The following is a 15,606-nucleotide window of genomic DNA, read 5'->3' on the forward strand; positions in this document are numbered from 1 at the left end:
AACCCCGACACAGCCTGAACGAACTGGTTCAGGTTCGGTTTGGGTTCATCGGCTAAGGATGGGGGATGCGCATCCTGTTGGTCGAAGACGACGCGCCGTTGGCCGAAAGCATCGCCCAGGCCCTGCGCGACGAGCAGTTCGCGGTCGATATCGCCGCCGACGGCGAGACCGGCGCGCACCTGGGCGCGACCGAAACCTACGCCGCCGCCGTGCTCGACCTGGGCCTGCCCAAGCAGGACGGCCTGTCGGTGCTGCGCGGCTGGCGCGAACAGAACCGGCCGCTGCCGGTGCTGATCCTCACCGCCCGCTACGGCTGGACCGAGAAGGTCGAGGGCTTCAAGGCCGGCGCCGACGACTACCTGACCAAGCCGTTCCGGGTGGAGGAGCTGGTCATGCGCCTGCGCGCCCTGGTGCGCCGCTCGGCTGGCCATCATGGACCCAAGATCGTCTGCGGCCGGCTGACCTTCGACGCCCAGCTGGGCGGGTTCGAGTTCGACGGCATGCCGCTGAAGCTGACCAGCTTCGAGTGGCGGGTGCTGTCGTGCCTGATCCTGCGCAAGGAGGTGGTGGTCGAGCGGATGGACATTCTCGAGCAGGCCTATGAGGGCGACGCCGGCGGCGACTCCAACTCGCTGGAGGTCATCGTCGGGCGGCTTCGGCGCAAGATCGGACACGAGATGATCGAGACCGTGCGCGGACGCGGCTATCGCCTGACGGCCGGGGGCGCGGCGTCGTGATCGCGGCCCTGACCTCCATCCGCGCCCGGCTGCTGATCAGCGGCGTGCTGTTCACCGTCGTGGCGGTGGTGCTGGCGGCCCTGACCATCCAGCCGACCCTGGACCAGTTCGTCCGCCGCAGCGTCGACGCCAGCCTGGAATCGCAGATCTCGGTCCTGGCCCGGGCGGTGAAGCCGGACGGTTCGCTGGATCAGGAACGCCTGCAATCGGTCGGGCCGTTCGTGCGGCGCGGGGCCGGCTGGGCCTGGGTGGTCAAGGGACCGGCCGGCGTGGTCCGCTCCCAGACCGTGGCCTCGGTGGATCCGCGCCAGAGCGGCGGGCCGTCGCCCTGGCCCAAGAGCGAAGGCCCCAAGGACGGCCCGCGCCCCGATCGCGACCGCCCCCAGGGCGAGCGCCCGCGCGAGGCTCATCCCGACAAGCCGCCGACCGGTCCGCTGAAGGAGTCGCGCCGCTGGCGCTCGCGCAGCGGCTGGAACGAGAGCTTCTATTTCCGCACCCTGACGGTGAACTCCAGCCGCGGTCCGGTGGTGATCACCGCCGGCGCGCCGCGCTATATCCGCGACCGCATGCGCGACGAGGGGCTGCGGCCGCTGCTGCTGTCGCTGTCGGTGCTGGGCGTGGGCCTGCTGGCGGCGATGGTCGGCCAGCTGGAGCTGGGCCTGCGGCCTCTGCGCAAGCTCGGCGCGTCGCTGGCGGCCGTCCGGGCTGGCGACCAGCGCCGCATCGAGGGCCAGCAGCCCAAGGAGCTGGAGCCGGTCGTCGCCGAGCTGAACGCCTTGCTCGACCACAACGAGGCCGCCCTGGCCAAGGCCCGCAGCCACGTCTCCAACCTGGCCCATGGCCTGAAGACGCCGCTGGCGACGCTGGCCGTGCGGCTGGCCGAGCCGGGACGCGATCCCGACGGCAGCCTGGCCAGCCTGATCGCCCAGATCGACGGCGCGATCGGCCACCACCTGGGCCGGGCCCGGGCGGCCTCGCCCGGGGCGCCCGGCCGTCCGGCCCTGCCGGTCAAGTCGCGGCTGGACGACCTGGTCGCGGCCCTGTCGCGCATCCATGCCGCCGCTGGCGTGCGGGCCGAGCTCGACGTTCCCGACGACCTCTTCGTGGCCTGCGACCCGCAGGACTTCGACGAGATGACCGGCAATCTGCTCGACAACGCCTGGAAGTTCGCCGAGCGCACCGTGCGGGTCACGGCCCGGCGCGAAGGCGCGCGGGCCGTGCTGCTGATCGACGACGACGGCCCGGGCCTGACCGACGAGGCCGCCGCCGCCGCCCTGGTGCCGGGCAGCCGCCTGGACGAGCGCGGGCAGGGGCATGGCTTTGGCCTGCCGATCGCCCTGGAGCTGGCCGAGCTGCACGACGGCGCCCTGACCCTGGGGCGAGCCCCGATCGGCGGCCTGCGCGCCACCCTGGTCCTACCCGCCCGCAGCGGCGATCCGGTCGAGGCCTGACGCCGACTTCCCAAAGCCGTGATGCGTCGGCCAGGCGACGAACAAGCCTTGCCGATCTGCTACGGTCACGGTGAGGGCAAGCTATCGATGAAAACCTACACCTTCGTCTGTCTGGCCGCGAACCAGGTCGCCACGGCCGTCGATATCCAGGATCTGGGTGACGACGCCTATCGCCGCCACGCCCTGTCGCTGCTGCGCGACCACGCCAGCGCCCAGGCCGTCGAGGTGTGGCGTGACGAGGCGGTGATCGACCTGATCGAGCGGGCCGGAGCCGTTCTTGGGGCGCCGGCGGCGGGATAGACCGCAAAAAGCCCCCACGCGCCTCGAATCGAGCGGCCGACATCTGCTAGGCTGCCGGGCCGAAACGAATCTGATTGATGAACAAGCCCGTCACTCCTCCCCCCGGCGGTCCCGGCGACGGCGACCGCATCCTCGAAGAGCCGCTGACCGAGGCGCTGTCCAAGCGCTACTTGGCCTATGCTCTGTCGACCATCGGCTCGCGGGCTCTGCCCGACGTGCGCGACGGCATGAAGCCGGTGCACCGGCGCGTGCTCTACGCCATGAGCAACATGCGCTTGAACCCCGAGTCCGCCGCGCGCAAGTGCGCCAAGGTGGTCGGCGAGGTGATGGGTAACTTCCACCCGCACGGCGACCAGTCGATCTACGACGCCCTGGTGCGCCTGGCCCAGGACTTCTCCCAGCGCATCCCGCTGGTCGAGGGGCAGGGCAACTTCGGCAATATCGACGGCGATAACGCCGCGGCCATGCGTTACACCGAATGCAAGATGACGGCGGCCGCGACGCTGCTGCTCGACGGCATCGACGAGGACGCGGTCGATTTCCGGCCCACCTATGACGGCCAGGACGAGGAGCCGGTGGTTCTGCCGTCGGGCTTCCCCAACCTGCTGGCCAACGGCTCGGCCGGCATCGCCGTCGGCATGGCCACCTCGATCCCGCCGCACAATCCGGCCGAGCTGATCGACGCCTGCCTGCTGCTGCTGAGCAATCCCGAAGCCACGACCGCCGACATCCTCGAACGCGTGCCGGGTCCGGACTTCCCGACCGGCGGCGTCATCGTCGAGCCGGCCGCCAGCCTTCTGGAAACCTACGAGACCGGCCGCGGCGGCGTCCGCACCCGCGCCAAGTGGGAGAAGGAAGAGACCGGCCGCGGCACCTACCAGATCGTCGTCACCGAGATTCCGTATCAGGTGAAGAAGTCCGATCTGGTCGAGCAGCTCGCCGACCTGATCGAGAGCAAGAAGGCGGCCCTGCTGGGCGACGTCCGCGACGAGAGCGCCGAGGACATCCGTCTCGTCCTCGAGCCGAAGTCCAAAAACGTCGAGCCCGAAGTGCTGATGGAGAGCCTGTTCAAGCTCTCGGCGCTGGAAAGCCGGTTCTCGGTCAATATCAACGTGCTGGACGCGCGCGGCACGCCGGGCGTCATGGGCATCAAGCAGGCGCTGATGGCCTTCCTGGCCCACCGTCGCGAGGTGCTGACCCGCCGGGCTCGCCACCGCCTGGCCAAGATCGAAGCCCGCCTTCACATCCTCGACGGCCTGCTGATCGCCTACCTCAATCTCGACGAGGTGATCCGCATCGTCCGCTACGAGGAAAAGCCGAAGGAAAAGCTGATCGAGACCTTCGGGCTCTCGGACGTCCAGGCCGACGCCATCCTCAACACCCGCCTGCGCCAGCTGGCCAAGCTGGAAGAGATGGAGATCCGCCGCGAGCACGCCGAACTGGTGGAAGAGCGCGACGGCATCCTGGCCATGCTGGCCAGCGACAAGAAGCAGTGGGACCTGGTCGGCACGGGCCTGCGCCAGGTGCGCGCCACCCTGCTGAAGATCAAGCATCCGCTGGACAAGCCGCGCCCGACCGGCGTGACCGGCCGCTCGGTGTTCGACGTGGCCCCGGTGGTCGACGCCGACGCCGCCATCGAGGCGATGATCGTCCGTGAACCGATCACCATCATCCTGTCCGAGCGCGGCTGGATCCGCGCCGCCAAGGGCAGGATCGAGGACCCGTCGGAGCTGAAGTTCAAGGAAGGCGACAAGCTCGGCTTCCTGGTCCCGGCCGAGACCACCGACAAGCTGCTGCTGTTCACCTCGGACGGCCGGTTCTTCACGCTGGGCTGCGCCAACCTGCCTTCCGCGCGCGGCCATGGCGAGCCGGTGCGGATGATGATCGAGCTCGACGACAAGGTGAAGATCATCGACGTCTTCCCGTTCAAGGCCGGTCGCAAGCGCATCCTGGCCTCCAAGCAGGGCTACGGCTTCCTGCTGCCGGAGGAGGAGGCCCTGGCCAACCGCAAGGCGGGCAAGCAGGTGCTGACGGTCGACGCCTCGGGCGCGGCCTTCTGCCTGGAGGCCGTCGGCGACCAGTTCGCGGTCGTGGGCGACAACGGCAAGATCCTGATCTTCCCGCTGGAGGAGCTGCCGGAAATGCCGCGCGGCAAGGGCGTCAAGCTGCAGGCCTATCGCGAGGGCGGCCTGCGCGACGGCCTGTCGTTCAACGCCGAGACGGGCGGCTTCTGGATCGACTCGGCCCTGCGCCGGCGCGACTGGGCCGACTGGCAGACCTTCGTCGGCCGCCGGGCCGGCGCCGGCAAGCTGGCGCCCAAGGGCTTCCCGACCTCCAAGCGGTTCCGACCCAAGTGATGTGATATGGCGAGGGCGGGCGCGCTGATCGGACGCCATGCTCTCGCCAACCACCTGTGAGATACGTCGACTTATGAGCTTGTGGCGCAAGTCCGTCGGGGCCCTGGCCGGGTTCCTGGGCCTGACCGCCGCCCATCCCGGGGTGGCGAGCGCCTTGCCGCGCGCCAAGCCCGAGGCCGTCGGCTTCTCGTCCGAGAAGCTCAAGCGCCTCGACGAGACCATGCAGCGCCTGGTCGACCAGGGCCAGATCGCCGGCGGCGTGACCCTGCTGGCCCGCCACGGCAAGGTCGTCAGCCAGCAGACCTTCGGCAAGCGCGCCCTGGAAGACGTCCAGCCGATGCCGGCCGACGCCATCTTCCGCATCCGCTCGGAAACCAAGCCGGTCACCGGCGTGGCCATGCTGATCCTCTATGACGAGGGCCGCTGGAAGCTCGACGACCCGATCACCAAGTACGTGCCCGAGTTCGAGAGCCTGCGGATCGCCAGTGGCGTCGACGCCAGCGGCCGGCCGATCCTGTCGCCGATCAGCCGCCCGCCGACCATGCGCGAGTTGATGACCCACACGGCCGGCTTCGCCTACGGCATCGCCGACGATCCCGGCAGCGCCGCCGACCAGGCCTATTACCGGGCCGGGGTGCTGCAGTCGGACTCGCTGTTCTCGATGGTCCGCAAGATCGCCGACCTGCCGATGTATTCCGAGCCCGGCAAGCTGTGGCGCTACAGCGTCGCGGCCGACATCCAGGGGCTGATCATCGAGCGGTTGTCGGGCCAGGCCCTGCCGGTGTTCATGCAGCAGCGGATCTTCAAGCCGCTGAAGATGCGCGACACCGCCTTCTGGGTTCCGGCCGACAAGACCGCCCGGCTGGCCGCGATCTACGACGCCGATGCCGCCGGCAAGTTGATCCCCGCCGTCGAGGGCGGCTGGCGCGACGTCACCAAGCCCCCGCCGGCGCCGTCGGGGGGAGGGGGCCTGCTGTCTACCGCCGGTGACTTCGCCCGTTTCGCCCAGATGATCCTCAACGGCGGCGACCTGGACGGGGTGCGCATCCTTGAGCCGGAGACGGTGGCGCTGATGCGGCTGAACCACCTGCCGCCGAGCTTCCAGGTCACCACCGACGGCACCTCCGGCGTGCTCAAGCCCGGCCAGCAGAAGGCTTTCCCGTTCGCCCTGGGCATGGGCTACGGCATCGACGTGGCCGTGGCGGTGGATCCGGCCGCTTCGGGCGCGCCGGTCGGGCCCGGCACTATCAGCTGGGGCGGCAGCGCCGGCACCTGGTTCTGGATCGACCCGGCCAACGACCTGTTCTTCATCGGCATGATCCAGCGCCTTGGCGGGGTTGGCCCCGGCCTCGACGCCGAGACCCGCAAGTGGGTCTATCACGCCCTCGAAAAGCCGCTGGTTCGCCAGGCCGCCAACACCGCCGCGCCAATGCGCGAGACTTCGACGCGTTCCGCTCGCAAGTAGTTGATTTTATGTCATTTGTCGGCTTTCCGACCGAGGAACGCGTAGCCCTATAGGTCGTTTGTCTCCCGCCGACGCATCCGCGCCGGCCAAGCATCAGGGAAGACACGATCATGGGCGAGACCCCCAACAATCAAGGCCTGCAGCAGCAACCCAACGACGCTTCGCGCCCGCAGGTCGAGCAGCAGAACCAGCAGGGCGAGCGCACGCCCCAGCAGCAGCAACAGAACCCGCAGCAGGCCCAGCCGGACCAGCAGAACCGCCAGGCCGATCGCCGTGACGGCGAACGGGCCGATGGCGACCAGCTGAACGACGGCCTCGCCGGCGGCGTCGACACCGGCGCCATCGAGCCCGGCCGCACCGACGAAGGCGGCGCCGAGCGCTAGCCGCCCGAACACTAGACGCCGGAGCAGGGGAGGCCGGCGACGGCTTCCCCACCTTCGACGACATGTCCCCCCCACAGTCCTGGAGTTCGTATCGTGTTTGGCGGAGAACGCTTGGCGCGCCTTGGCGCCTTCAGTCCCCGATTTCCCGACGCCGAGGCCCTGCATCGCGGTCTCGCCCACTGGAACCACCAGCGCCTGGCGGTCGCCACGCCGTCGCCGAATTGGCGCGAGGACCTGGACGAGAGCCTGCGGATGCAGCGCATCGAAGGCGCCTTGATCGAAGCCTTCCGCGCCCATGTCGCGCCCCTTGTCGCCGATGTCCCCACCGATCCCGACAGCTTCATCGCCTGGTTCGAGGGCCTCAAGGATCACGGCCCCGGCCAATGGGATCCGCTGTTCGACTGGCTGGAAGGCCAGGCCAGCCTCGAGGACCTCAAGTGGTTCCTGACCCAGGAGGCGGCCGGCGAGGCGGGCTTCGACGATCTCGTCGCCATGACCCAGGTCAAGGTGCTCGACCGCGCCAAGCTCGAACTGGCCCGCAACTACTGGGACGAGATGGGCCGCGGCAAGGCCGGCGGCATGCACGGCCCGATGCTGACCCGCACCACTGAGACTTTGGGTCTGACCCCGACCATCGACTCCACCCTGTGGCAGTCGCTGTGCCTGGCCAATGTCATGACCGCTTTCGCCACCACCCGGCGCTACGTCTACCAGTCGATCGGCGCGCTGGGAGTGGTCGAACTGACGGCGCCGACCCGGGTGTCGTGCGTCGATGCGGGCCTCAAGCGGGTCGGCGTCTCGCCCGAGGCCCGCAAGTATTTCGCCCTGCACGCCCAGCTCGACATCGAGCACTCCAGGGCCTGGAACGCCGAGGCCCTGCATCCGCTGGTGGCGAACGACCCCAACTGCGCCCGGTTCATCGCCGAGGGCGCGGTGATGCGGCTGATCTGCGGCGAGCAGTGCTTCGAGACCTATCGCGCCCATCTGTGGGCCCACGTGCATCCGGTGGTCTACGCCGCCGAATAGGTGCGGGCCCGGGTAAACGCCCGAGGGGCTTGGACTTCGGGCCGTTCGCCGGTATCACGCCCGCTTCGGCGGGCGCGGGCTCGCCTCCAAGACTTCGAAAGCCGATCCGATGAGCGATACGCCCCCCGACCGCCTGTCCGCCAACCCCGACAGCCCCTTCTACGACGCCGCCGCCATGGAGCGGGGCGTGGGCGTGCGCTTCAAGGGCGTCGAGAAGAACAATGTCGACGAATACTGCGTCAGCGAAGGCTGGGTGCGGGTGACCGCCGGCAAGACCGTCGATCGCAAGGGCAACGCCATGACCATCAAGCTGCAAGGCGAGGTCGTGCCGTACTTCCGCGATGAAGCGCCGTCCGAGTAGGACGCGATGAGCGATCCCGACCTGCAGGCCATGGCCGACGACGAGCTGTCGCGCGCCATGACCCTGACCTGGCGCGACCTGTCGAAGGTGATTCCCTGGGGAGACACCTTCGAGGGCGTTTCGCCGGCCGGTCGCGACGTCGAGGTCGAGCGAAACTACCTCTGGGCCGCCCAGGAAGGCGGCGACATCCTCTGTGAAGTCGCCGTCTATGGCGGCGCGAGCCGTTATGACCAGGGCGCCCGGGCCCGAGGCGTGATTTCCCGCCGCTGAACCCAACCTTCGCCGTGCAACCGTCGTCGGCTTGCGTTAACCATAACGCTGCTCGTCGAGTGCTGATCGCGGGAGGGCTGGGTGTATCAATCCGAGTTTCCGGTCGAGGCGTCGGTGCCGATCTTCGACCCGACCCTGCTGGCGGGCATCGTCCTGATCGCCTTGGCGGTGGCGGCCCTGGCCTTCTGCGCCGGCCGCTTCCTGGGCCGGCGCAAGCGCGACGACGACTGGCGCGACGTGCCCAAGACCATCCACAAGGCCATCCTGGCCCGCTGCGTGGCCGCCACCAGCGCGCCGACCGGCGAGCTGCTGCGCCGGGCCGAGGAACTGGCGGCCGAGGTCGACGCCCGGGTCGGGGCGCTGATCGCCTTCGGCGCCAGCGGCAAGGCCCTGAGGGCGCTGGAGAAGGCCTGCGTGGGCGAGTTTCCCAAGCCCGAGGTCAAGCCCGAGCCGAAACCCAAGGCCAAGCCCAAGGTCTGCACCTGCAGCCACGAGGCCTCGAAGGACGACCACGGGCATGGCCATGCTCACAAGCCGGCCGAGACCTCCTGCCGCGCCCCCGGGCCCTGCCAGTGCGTGATCTGCTGCGTGCCGGTCACCGTTGGCGGCCTGGCCCTGGCCTCGCCGCAGGTGAAGATCCACAGCAAGCAGACGGTGATCGTCAACGCGGCCTGCGCGCCGGCTTTGGCCCCCGCGCCGAGCCGCTGCACCTGCGGCGCGGCCGACGCCCATGACGACAAGCACGACAAGGCCGAAGACCACGAAGAGGAAAAGCCCGAGCCGCCGCTGGAGTGGAACGAGCACATGCGCCGCCTGCGGCTGATCGTGGTCGAGTTCGCCGACGTCTGGAACAGTCCCGACAATCTGCGGCTTCTGGAACGGTGTCAGAAACAGCTGACCCGCACCGAGCCGCCGGCCAAGGGCGGCGGGGCGCACGGTCACGATCACGGCGACGCCCACGGTCATTGACGGCGCCGCTTGGTTGGGCGCGATTAGGTGCGTATGCTCACGGCAAGTGCGAAATGTCCGGTTTCGACCCGTGTCGCGGACGGACGATTGAGAGCATTTCCATCGCGGCGCCACATCGACCGGCGCTGGCGATGGGTTGCCAGTGCGTGATTCGGCGTAGAGACGGCTCCGTCTTCGCGGGCCGCGAGCCGGAGCAGGAGGAAAGGAAAAGGCATGGCCGCGACGGTCTCATCCCTGACGCCGGGTTCGCCGGACACCGCCAGTGAGCAGCTGTCGCTCTCGGACTATGTGCCGTATCGCCTGGCGACGGCCTCCAGCGCCGTCAGCCGCCTGATCGCCCGCGCCTACGAAGACCGCTTCGGCCTGTCGATTCCGCAGTGGCGCCTGATGTCGATCCTGATCGAGGGGCCGCTGACCCAGCACCAGGCCGTGGCCCGCACCGCCATGGACAAGGTCCGCGTCAGCCGCGCCGCCCAGGACCTGGTCGAGCGCCGCCTGCTGGCCCGGGTCACCAACCGCACCGACCGCCGCTCGCACACCCTGGAACTGACCGCCGCCGGCCGTCGGCTGTTCGCCGAGATTCGTCCGCTGGCCCTGGCCTACGAGGCCGCCCTGCTGGCCGGCCTGGCCCCGGGCGAGGTTGCGACCCTCAAGCGCCTGATGGGCCGCCTGGAAGCCGCCGCCGTGCAGCTCTACGGCGCCGACGCGCCGCCGGACGCGCCCAGCGCCCCGCTGCTGGAAGACTGAGCCGCGAAGACCCCGCGGGCGATGGCCCGCGCCAGGGTGTCGGCGGCCGCCGAGCCCAATCGAGCCAGGGCCACCGCCCGCGCCGGACCCTCGCCCAGCGACTGAGCCGCCGAGGCCAGGGCGAAGACCACGTCGCCGTCGAAGGGCGTGTGCACCGGCCGGATCGCGCGGGCCAGCCCGTCCTGGGCCATCATCGCCAGCCGCGTGCACTCGGCGGTCGTCAGGTCGGCCGTGACGGCGACCACGGCCAGGGTGGTGTTGGCGCCCGGCGTCAGCCGCCCGATCGCCGCCAGCTTGGAATCGTCGGGGATGGGCTCGGCTTCGAGGGGCGCATCGGGCACCGGCCGCCTGCCGCCGAACTCGCCGTCGATCTCCCAGGGCCAGGCCCAGAAGGTCTCGCCGTCAGCCATCCGCACCGAGCCGACCGGGTTGACCGCCGCCAGCGCCCCGACCACCAGGCCTTCGCCCAGATCGAGCGAGGCGCTGCCGATCCCGCCCTTGGCCAGCCCCGCCATGGCCCCGACGCCCGCACCGACCGAGCCCAGGGCGAAGTCCTCGCCCGCGGCGGCCGCGGCCTCGATCCCGAGCCAGCGATAGGGCGGGTCCAGGCCCCAGTCCTTGTCGCCGCCGTTGCCCAGGTCGTGCAGCACGGCCCCCGGCACGATCGGGATGGCTGGCAGGTTCGGCGCCCGGCGGATGCCATGCCCGGCCGCCGACAGGGCCGCGACCACGCCGTCCGCCGCGCCCAGCCCGAACACCGAGCCGCCCGACAGGCAGATCGCATGGGCCTTGCTGAAGGTGTTCTCGGGCCTCAGCACGTCGATCTCGCGCGTGCCCGGGCCGCCGCCGCGCACGTCGACCCCGGCCGTCCAGGCCTGCGGGCAGAGCAGGGCGGTGACCCCCGAGCGCACGGCTTCGTCCTGGGCGTGACCGACGCTCAGGCCGGCGACGTCGGTGATCAGGTTGCGCGGGCCGGGACGGGGCATGCGAGGCGCTCGCCTTAGGCCGCCGTCGGCGCGTAGGTCAGGCGGCAGACGGTCCAGCCGTCGATCCGGGCCATGCTGAAGGCGCCGCCCAGCTGGCGGGCCATGGCGTGGACGATACGCAGGCCCAGGCTCTTGGAGGTCGCCGGCTCGAAGCCGTCCGGCGGGCCGGCGCCGTTGTCGCGGATGGTCAGCACGTGGTTGTCGCCCTCCTGGGCGAGGGCCACGACGATGCGCCCGTCCGAGCCGGGCTCAAAGGCGTGCTCGAGGGCGTTGTTGAAGCATTCCAGCATGACCAGGGTGACGGGCGTGGCCTGTTCGGGATGCAGCGGCGCCTCGCCGCCTTCGACACGGACCGCGTGGCGGGCCCCGGCCGCCTGGCCGGCGTCGTTGAGCAGGGCCTCGGCGAAGACGCGGAAGGGCGTCGGCTCGCCGGTCTGGTCGTGCAACTGGCGCTGGATCTTGGCGATGGTCTCGATGCGCACGCCGGCCTCGGTCAGGGCGTGGCGGGCGTCCTCGTCGGCGACGCCGGCCGACTGCAGCCGCAGGAGGGCGCCGACCATCTGGATGTTGTTGCTCGCCCGGTGGTGCATCTCGCGATAGAGCAGGTCGCGGCTGCGGGCCAGCTCGGCCAGGCTCTCGCGCTCGACGGCCAGCTTGCGCATGGCCTGGCGCATGCCGTCGATGAAGAAGATGTCGACCCCCGCCACGAAGACGAAGAAGCCCACCGCCACCAGGGTCGCGAAATCGAAGGCGAAGCCGCCGAACGGCGGGATGAAGAAGCACCAAGCCAAAAGGCCTGACAGAACGGCGCATAGGATCCCGGGGCCGCGTCCCGCGAAATAGGCGGTCAACACGATGGCGGGAAAGAAGGTCAGATAGGGGAAGCCCGGCGGAAACCAGGCGTCGAGACCGAAGCGCAGGGCGAAGGCGGCTGACGCGGCGGCGATGGCCTGCCCGTAACCTATGGCGGTTGTGGGCGCGCTTGCTCGCGACATGATCTTCCAGGAGCCCCGATTCTATGGGCGCCTCACCCTACGCCGCCTTAGGCGGAAGTATTTCCGAAAAACAGTTTCGGGTCACGGCAAATCCATCTCGCCTGTTCCGAATACGGAAAGGCCCGCCCGTTGGACGGGCGGGCCTCAATAGTGGTCGCGGCGAGGTTTAGAAGCGCTTGCTCGCGTTCAGGTACCAGTAGCGGCCGGTCGAATTGGCCAGCGAGCCGTAGTAGCCGAAGTTCGACGAGTTCAGCGGCGGGTCCTTGTCGGCGATGTTGCGCACGCCGAGGCGGAAGGTCGTGCCGTCCATGCGGCCCTCCTTGAAGGCGTACTGGCCATAGAGGCTGACCGTGGTCCAGTCGTCGACCTCGTAGTAGCGGCCGCTCACCTGGGTCACGCCGGTGTCGTAGACCGAACCGACGTAGTTGACGAAGGCGCCCGCGCCCCAGCCGTCCTTGCGCCAGGTCATGCTGACGCTGCCGCGGAACTCGGGGTTGCCGTCCATGCGGATCTGGCTGCCGGCGCTGGAGATCGACAGGCCCGACAGCGTGCCGTCGGCGACGGCCTTCATCAGGATCTGCTCGATCGGGCTGGCGGCCTGATCGTACTTGGTCAGCTTGGCCACGTTGACCGTGACGCCGAAGTCGCCCCAGGGGGTGTCGTCCAGGTCGTAGTCGAGGCTGAAGTCGACGCCCTGCAGCACCCGCGGCTGCAGGTTCAGGTAGGTGTCGTTGATGTACGAGATCGTGCCGACCGTGTTCGTGCCGGTCGCGGCTTCACGCACCACGTTGGGGTTCGAGCTGCCTTGCAGGCGCAGCAGGTAGTCGTAGGCGATCTGGTTGTAGCCGCCCAGGATGCCGATGACGTTCTTTTCCCGGATCGACCAGAAGTCGGTGGTCAGGGTGACCTTGCCGAACTCGAGCGGGATGAAGCGCGGCTGGTAGACGAAGCCGATCGAGGCGTTGTCGGCTTCTTCCGGCTTCAGGTCCTTGTTGCCGATTCGCACTTCCAGCGTGCTGGCGCTGGAGCAGGTGACGTTGTTGATCCGGCAGGCGGCGTAGTCGGTGCGGCTGTTCGAGACGGTCGCGCCTTCGCTGTAGAACTGCGGCAGGTTCGGCGCGCGGAAGCTCTGCGACACCGAGGTGCGGAACGACAGGCCTTGGCCGACCTTCCACAGCAGGGCGCCCTTGGGCTTCAGCACGTTGCCGAAGTCGGAATAGTACTCGTCGCGGGCGGCGAGCTGCAGGGTCACTTCCTCGACGAACGGGATGTTCATGTCCGACGAGATGATCGGCACGGCCAGTTCGCCGAACAGCGACGAGATCTGGCGGTGGGCCGAAACGTCCGGCGCGGCCGAGGCGCCCATGACGTCGCTGCCGTAGGTCACGCCGGTCACCGAGTTGGTGTAGGTCGTCGTGCCGTCCAGGCGGTTGTCGCGGTCGTCGCTGAAGGTCTCGCGACGCCATTCGGCGCCCAGGGCCACGCCGACGTCGCCGCCGGGCAGGCTGAACAGGTCGGCCTTGTTGACCTTGAAGTCGGCCAGGGTCAGCGAGGTCTTGCTGATCCGATAGACGTTGATCAGGAACGAGTTGATCGTCGGCTGGCTGTTGGGCGTGGCGTCGTCACCCGAATAGTTGGTCAGCGAGCCGCCGTTGAACGGGTTGTAGGCGCTGGAGTCCGTGCGGTTGATGGCCGCCTGGAAGAGCGAGTTGCTGATGGCGTTGTGGGTGGTGTCCTTGGTGTTGGCCTCGGAATACAGCAGCGCCGATTCCCACTTCCAGCCGTTCCACTTGCCCTTCACGCCGCCGAGCAGGCGGAAGTTGTTGTCGGTGACGGTGTAGGTGCGCGGACCCGCATCGACCGGACGATAGGTGGTGATGTTCATCGCCACGCCCGAGGTCGACACGCCGGTCAGGCCCGACAGGCGGTTGGGGTTGGCGCTGCCGTCGGCCAGCAGGGTGGGGCCGAAGGGGTTCCAATAGGCGTTGGCGGCGATGCTGATCGGGGCTGACGACAGCGGCGCCGACTGCTCGCGCTGGCCGGTGAACAGGGCGTGGTAGTAGCCCGCCTCGCCAAACAGGGTCAGGCCGTTGTCGAGATCCTTCTCGGCGGTCGAGAACAGGTTGGTGCGTTCCAGGCCGCCCTTCAGGGTGCGCTGGGCGTTCTCGTCGTAGCGCAGCACGCGGTCGTTGGTGCCGGTGATGGTGCCTGACTTGATGCAGATGTCGCCGCTGAGCGTGGCGCTGCTGCAGCCGGCGGCGGTGTTGGCTGCCGGCTCGATGTGGAACACGCCCGACGAGGTCAGGGCCGTGCCGTTCTGGCGGGCCACCGTCGAGGACGGGATCAGGGTGAACGAACCCCAGGGGCTGGAGGTCGAGCGGTTGTCGAAGCTGGTCGAGCCGGCGAACAGCTCGTCCTCGATCTGGCTGCGGTGATCCTCGCTGGCGGCGTAGTCGCGCTCGGTGGCCATCATCCGGCTGTGGGCGGTGTAGTTGCCGAAGAAGGTCAGGCGCGTGCCGTCGTCCAGGCGCGTGCCGGCCTTGATGTTGACCGAGCCCTCGCGATAGCCGGTGCCTTCCGAGCCGCCGACCTGGCTTTCGATCTTCAGGCCCTGGAATTTGGTGTCGAGCACGGTGTTGACCACGCCGGCCACGGCGTCGGTGCCGTAGATGGCCGCCGCGCCGTCGCGCAGCACTTCCACCCGCTTGACGCCCGAGACGGGCAGGGCGTTGGTGTTGGCCGTCTGCACCGGAACGAAATTCTCGGTCTGGGTGCCCGGGTGCAGGACCAGGCGGCGACCGTTCAGCAGCATCAGCGTGTTGCCGGTGCCCAGGTTGCGCAGGTTGATCGACGAGACGTCGCCGCGGGCGTCGTTGAGGTTGCCGGTGGTGCGGGCTTCCTGGAACTGCACGTCGCCGGCCTGCGGGATCGAGCGGAACAGCTCGTCGCCCGAGACGGCGCCGGTGGCGACGATGTCGCTTTCGCTGAGGACGGTGACGGGCAGGGCTTCGGTGGTCTTGGCGCCTTCGATCTGGCTGCCGACAACGACGATGGCTTCGACTTCGGCGACTTCTTCGGGAGCCGCGCTAGTCGCCGCGGCGTCCGACTGGGGGCGGGGAGCCTCGGCCGCGCGCAGGGTGATGGTCTTGCCGTCGTCCGACGCGACGACCAGGCCGGCGGCCTGCGCCAGGCGCGTCAGCGCCTCGGCGTCCGACAGCTCGCCGGTCACCGCCGGGGTCTTGCGGCCGGTGGCGGCCTCGTACGGGAACAGCACCTGCTTGCCGGTCTGCTTGGCGTAGGTCTGCAGCGCCGAGACGGCGTCCTGCGACGGGATGTTGAAGGTGTGGCGCGACCCTTGCGCGGCCACCGGGCCGGCGATGGTCAGGACAGCGGCCGAGGCCAGCAGCAAGCCGCGGACGGTCCGCCGGCTCTGGTTCTTACGCATGGACAAGTTCGTGAGACCCCTTTGTCCGCCGCGCCCCCTCGACGCGACGTTCTTACCGCCTTCGACGGGGGAGGGTGGGGAAACCTCCACTGCCCGGTGAAATTTTGTGGCGGA

General features: G+C 69.3%; 14 protein-coding genes. 11 read left to right on the forward strand and 3 right to left on the reverse strand.

The annotated features are described in order from the left end of the window. Positions 1-65 precede the first annotated feature (65 nt). From I4Q42_RS17475 to I4Q42_RS17525, 11 genes are all read left to right on the forward strand, one after another. Entirely contained in the window at positions 66-737 is a 672-nt protein-coding gene (locus tag I4Q42_RS17475; RefSeq protein ID WP_198577373.1) for a response regulator, read from the forward strand. Next, positions 734-2,188 carry an ATP-binding protein gene (locus I4Q42_RS26510; RefSeq protein ID WP_198577374.1) on the forward strand — a complete coding sequence of 485 codons (1,455 nt, stop codon included), beginning with the start codon at positions 734-736 and terminating at the stop codon, positions 2,186-2,188. The genes I4Q42_RS17475 and I4Q42_RS26510 overlap by 4 nt, the downstream gene beginning before the upstream one ends. A gap of 87 nt (positions 2,189-2,275) precedes the next feature. After that, the gene (locus tag I4Q42_RS17485) at positions 2,276-2,488 is read left to right on the forward strand and encodes a hypothetical protein (RefSeq protein ID WP_198577375.1); all 213 of its coding nucleotides are present in this window, start codon (positions 2,276-2,278) and stop codon (positions 2,486-2,488) included. Positions 2,489-2,565: 77 nt separating this feature from the next. Continuing rightward, a complete protein-coding gene (gene parC / locus I4Q42_RS17490) occupies positions 2,566-4,845 on the forward strand; it encodes a DNA topoisomerase IV subunit A (RefSeq protein WP_198577376.1) in 2,280 nt (759 codons plus the stop codon). Positions 4,846-4,918: 73 nt separating this feature from the next. Further along, complete coding sequence (locus I4Q42_RS17495; RefSeq protein ID WP_198577377.1) at positions 4,919-6,310, forward strand: serine hydrolase domain-containing protein; 1,392 nt, start codon at positions 4,919-4,921, stop codon at positions 6,308-6,310. A gap of 110 nt (positions 6,311-6,420) precedes the next feature. After that, positions 6,421-6,693, forward strand: a complete 273-nt coding sequence (locus tag I4Q42_RS17500) for a hypothetical protein (protein ID WP_198577378.1) — start codon at positions 6,421-6,423, stop codon at positions 6,691-6,693. A 111-nt stretch (positions 6,694-6,804) separates the two neighbouring features. Then, on the forward strand, positions 6,805-7,719 hold the full coding sequence (locus I4Q42_RS17505; RefSeq protein WP_232793249.1) for an iron-containing redox enzyme family protein: 915 nt from the start codon (positions 6,805-6,807) through the stop codon (positions 7,717-7,719). 109 nt (positions 7,720-7,828) lie between these two features. Beyond that, complete coding sequence (locus tag I4Q42_RS17510; RefSeq protein ID WP_198577380.1) at positions 7,829-8,080, forward strand: DUF3297 family protein; 252 nt, start codon at positions 7,829-7,831, stop codon at positions 8,078-8,080. A gap of 30 nt (positions 8,081-8,110) precedes the next feature. Then, positions 8,111-8,350, forward strand: a complete 240-nt coding sequence (locus I4Q42_RS17515) for a hypothetical protein (protein ID WP_198577453.1) — start codon at positions 8,111-8,113, stop codon at positions 8,348-8,350. 81 nt (positions 8,351-8,431) lie between these two features. Further along, the gene (locus I4Q42_RS17520) at positions 8,432-9,319 is read left to right on the forward strand and encodes a hypothetical protein (protein ID WP_198577381.1); all 888 of its coding nucleotides are present in this window, start codon (positions 8,432-8,434) and stop codon (positions 9,317-9,319) included. Positions 9,320-9,532: 213 nt separating this feature from the next. Next, a complete protein-coding gene (locus I4Q42_RS17525) occupies positions 9,533-10,066 on the forward strand; it encodes a MarR family winged helix-turn-helix transcriptional regulator (protein ID WP_198577382.1) in 534 nt (177 codons plus the stop codon). Here the strand turns inward: I4Q42_RS17525 and I4Q42_RS17530 are convergent. The 3 genes from I4Q42_RS17530 to I4Q42_RS17540 form a co-directional block, all read right to left on the reverse strand. Beyond that, on the reverse strand, positions 10,012-11,052 hold the full coding sequence (locus I4Q42_RS17530) for a P1 family peptidase (RefSeq protein WP_198577383.1): 1,041 nt from the start codon (positions 11,050-11,052) through the stop codon (positions 10,012-10,014). The genes I4Q42_RS17525 and I4Q42_RS17530 overlap by 55 nt on opposite strands. A gap of 14 nt (positions 11,053-11,066) precedes the next feature. Further along, the gene (locus tag I4Q42_RS17535; RefSeq protein ID WP_198577384.1) at positions 11,067-12,047 is read right to left on the reverse strand and encodes a sensor histidine kinase; all 981 of its coding nucleotides are present in this window, start codon (positions 12,045-12,047) and stop codon (positions 11,067-11,069) included. Between the two features lie 166 nt (positions 12,048-12,213). After that, positions 12,214-15,492, reverse strand: coding sequence for a TonB-dependent receptor (locus tag I4Q42_RS17540; RefSeq protein ID WP_198577385.1), 3,279 nt, complete (start codon positions 15,490-15,492; stop codon positions 12,214-12,216). Between the last annotated feature and the right edge of the window lie 114 nt (positions 15,493-15,606).

This window comes from Caulobacter hibisci (assembly GCF_016135805.1).
Classification (GTDB): Bacteria; Pseudomonadota; Alphaproteobacteria; order Caulobacterales; family Caulobacteraceae; genus Caulobacter; species Caulobacter hibisci.

Bases quoted from the DNA above. Each gene is read 5' to 3' on its own strand.
- I4Q42_RS17475 (WP_198577373.1), top strand. From the start codon at position 66: ATGCGCATCCTGTTGGTCGAAGACGACGCGCCGTTGGCCGAAAGCATC.
- I4Q42_RS17485 (WP_198577375.1), top strand. From the start codon at position 2,276: ATGAAAACCTACACCTTCGTCTGTCTGGCCGCGAACCAGGTCGCCACG.
- parC (WP_198577376.1), top strand. From the start codon at position 2,566: ATGAACAAGCCCGTCACTCCTCCCCCCGGCGGTCCCGGCGACGGCGAC.
- I4Q42_RS17495 (WP_198577377.1), top strand. From the start codon at position 4,919: ATGAGCTTGTGGCGCAAGTCCGTCGGGGCCCTGGCCGGGTTCCTGGGC.
- I4Q42_RS17500 (WP_198577378.1), top strand. From the start codon at position 6,421: ATGGGCGAGACCCCCAACAATCAAGGCCTGCAGCAGCAACCCAACGAC.
- I4Q42_RS17510 (WP_198577380.1), top strand. From the start codon at position 7,829: ATGAGCGATACGCCCCCCGACCGCCTGTCCGCCAACCCCGACAGCCCC.
- I4Q42_RS17515 (WP_198577453.1), top strand. From the start codon at position 8,111: ATGGCCGACGACGAGCTGTCGCGCGCCATGACCCTGACCTGGCGCGAC.
- I4Q42_RS17525 (WP_198577382.1), top strand. From the start codon at position 9,533: ATGGCCGCGACGGTCTCATCCCTGACGCCGGGTTCGCCGGACACCGCC.
- I4Q42_RS17530 (WP_198577383.1), bottom strand. From the start codon at position 11,052: ATGCCCCGTCCCGGCCCGCGCAACCTGATCACCGACGTCGCCGGCCTG.
- I4Q42_RS17535 (WP_198577384.1), bottom strand. From the start codon at position 12,047: ATGTCGCGAGCAAGCGCGCCCACAACCGCCATAGGTTACGGGCAGGCC.
- I4Q42_RS17540 (WP_198577385.1), bottom strand. From the start codon at position 15,492: ATGCGTAAGAACCAGAGCCGGCGGACCGTCCGCGGCTTGCTGCTGGCC.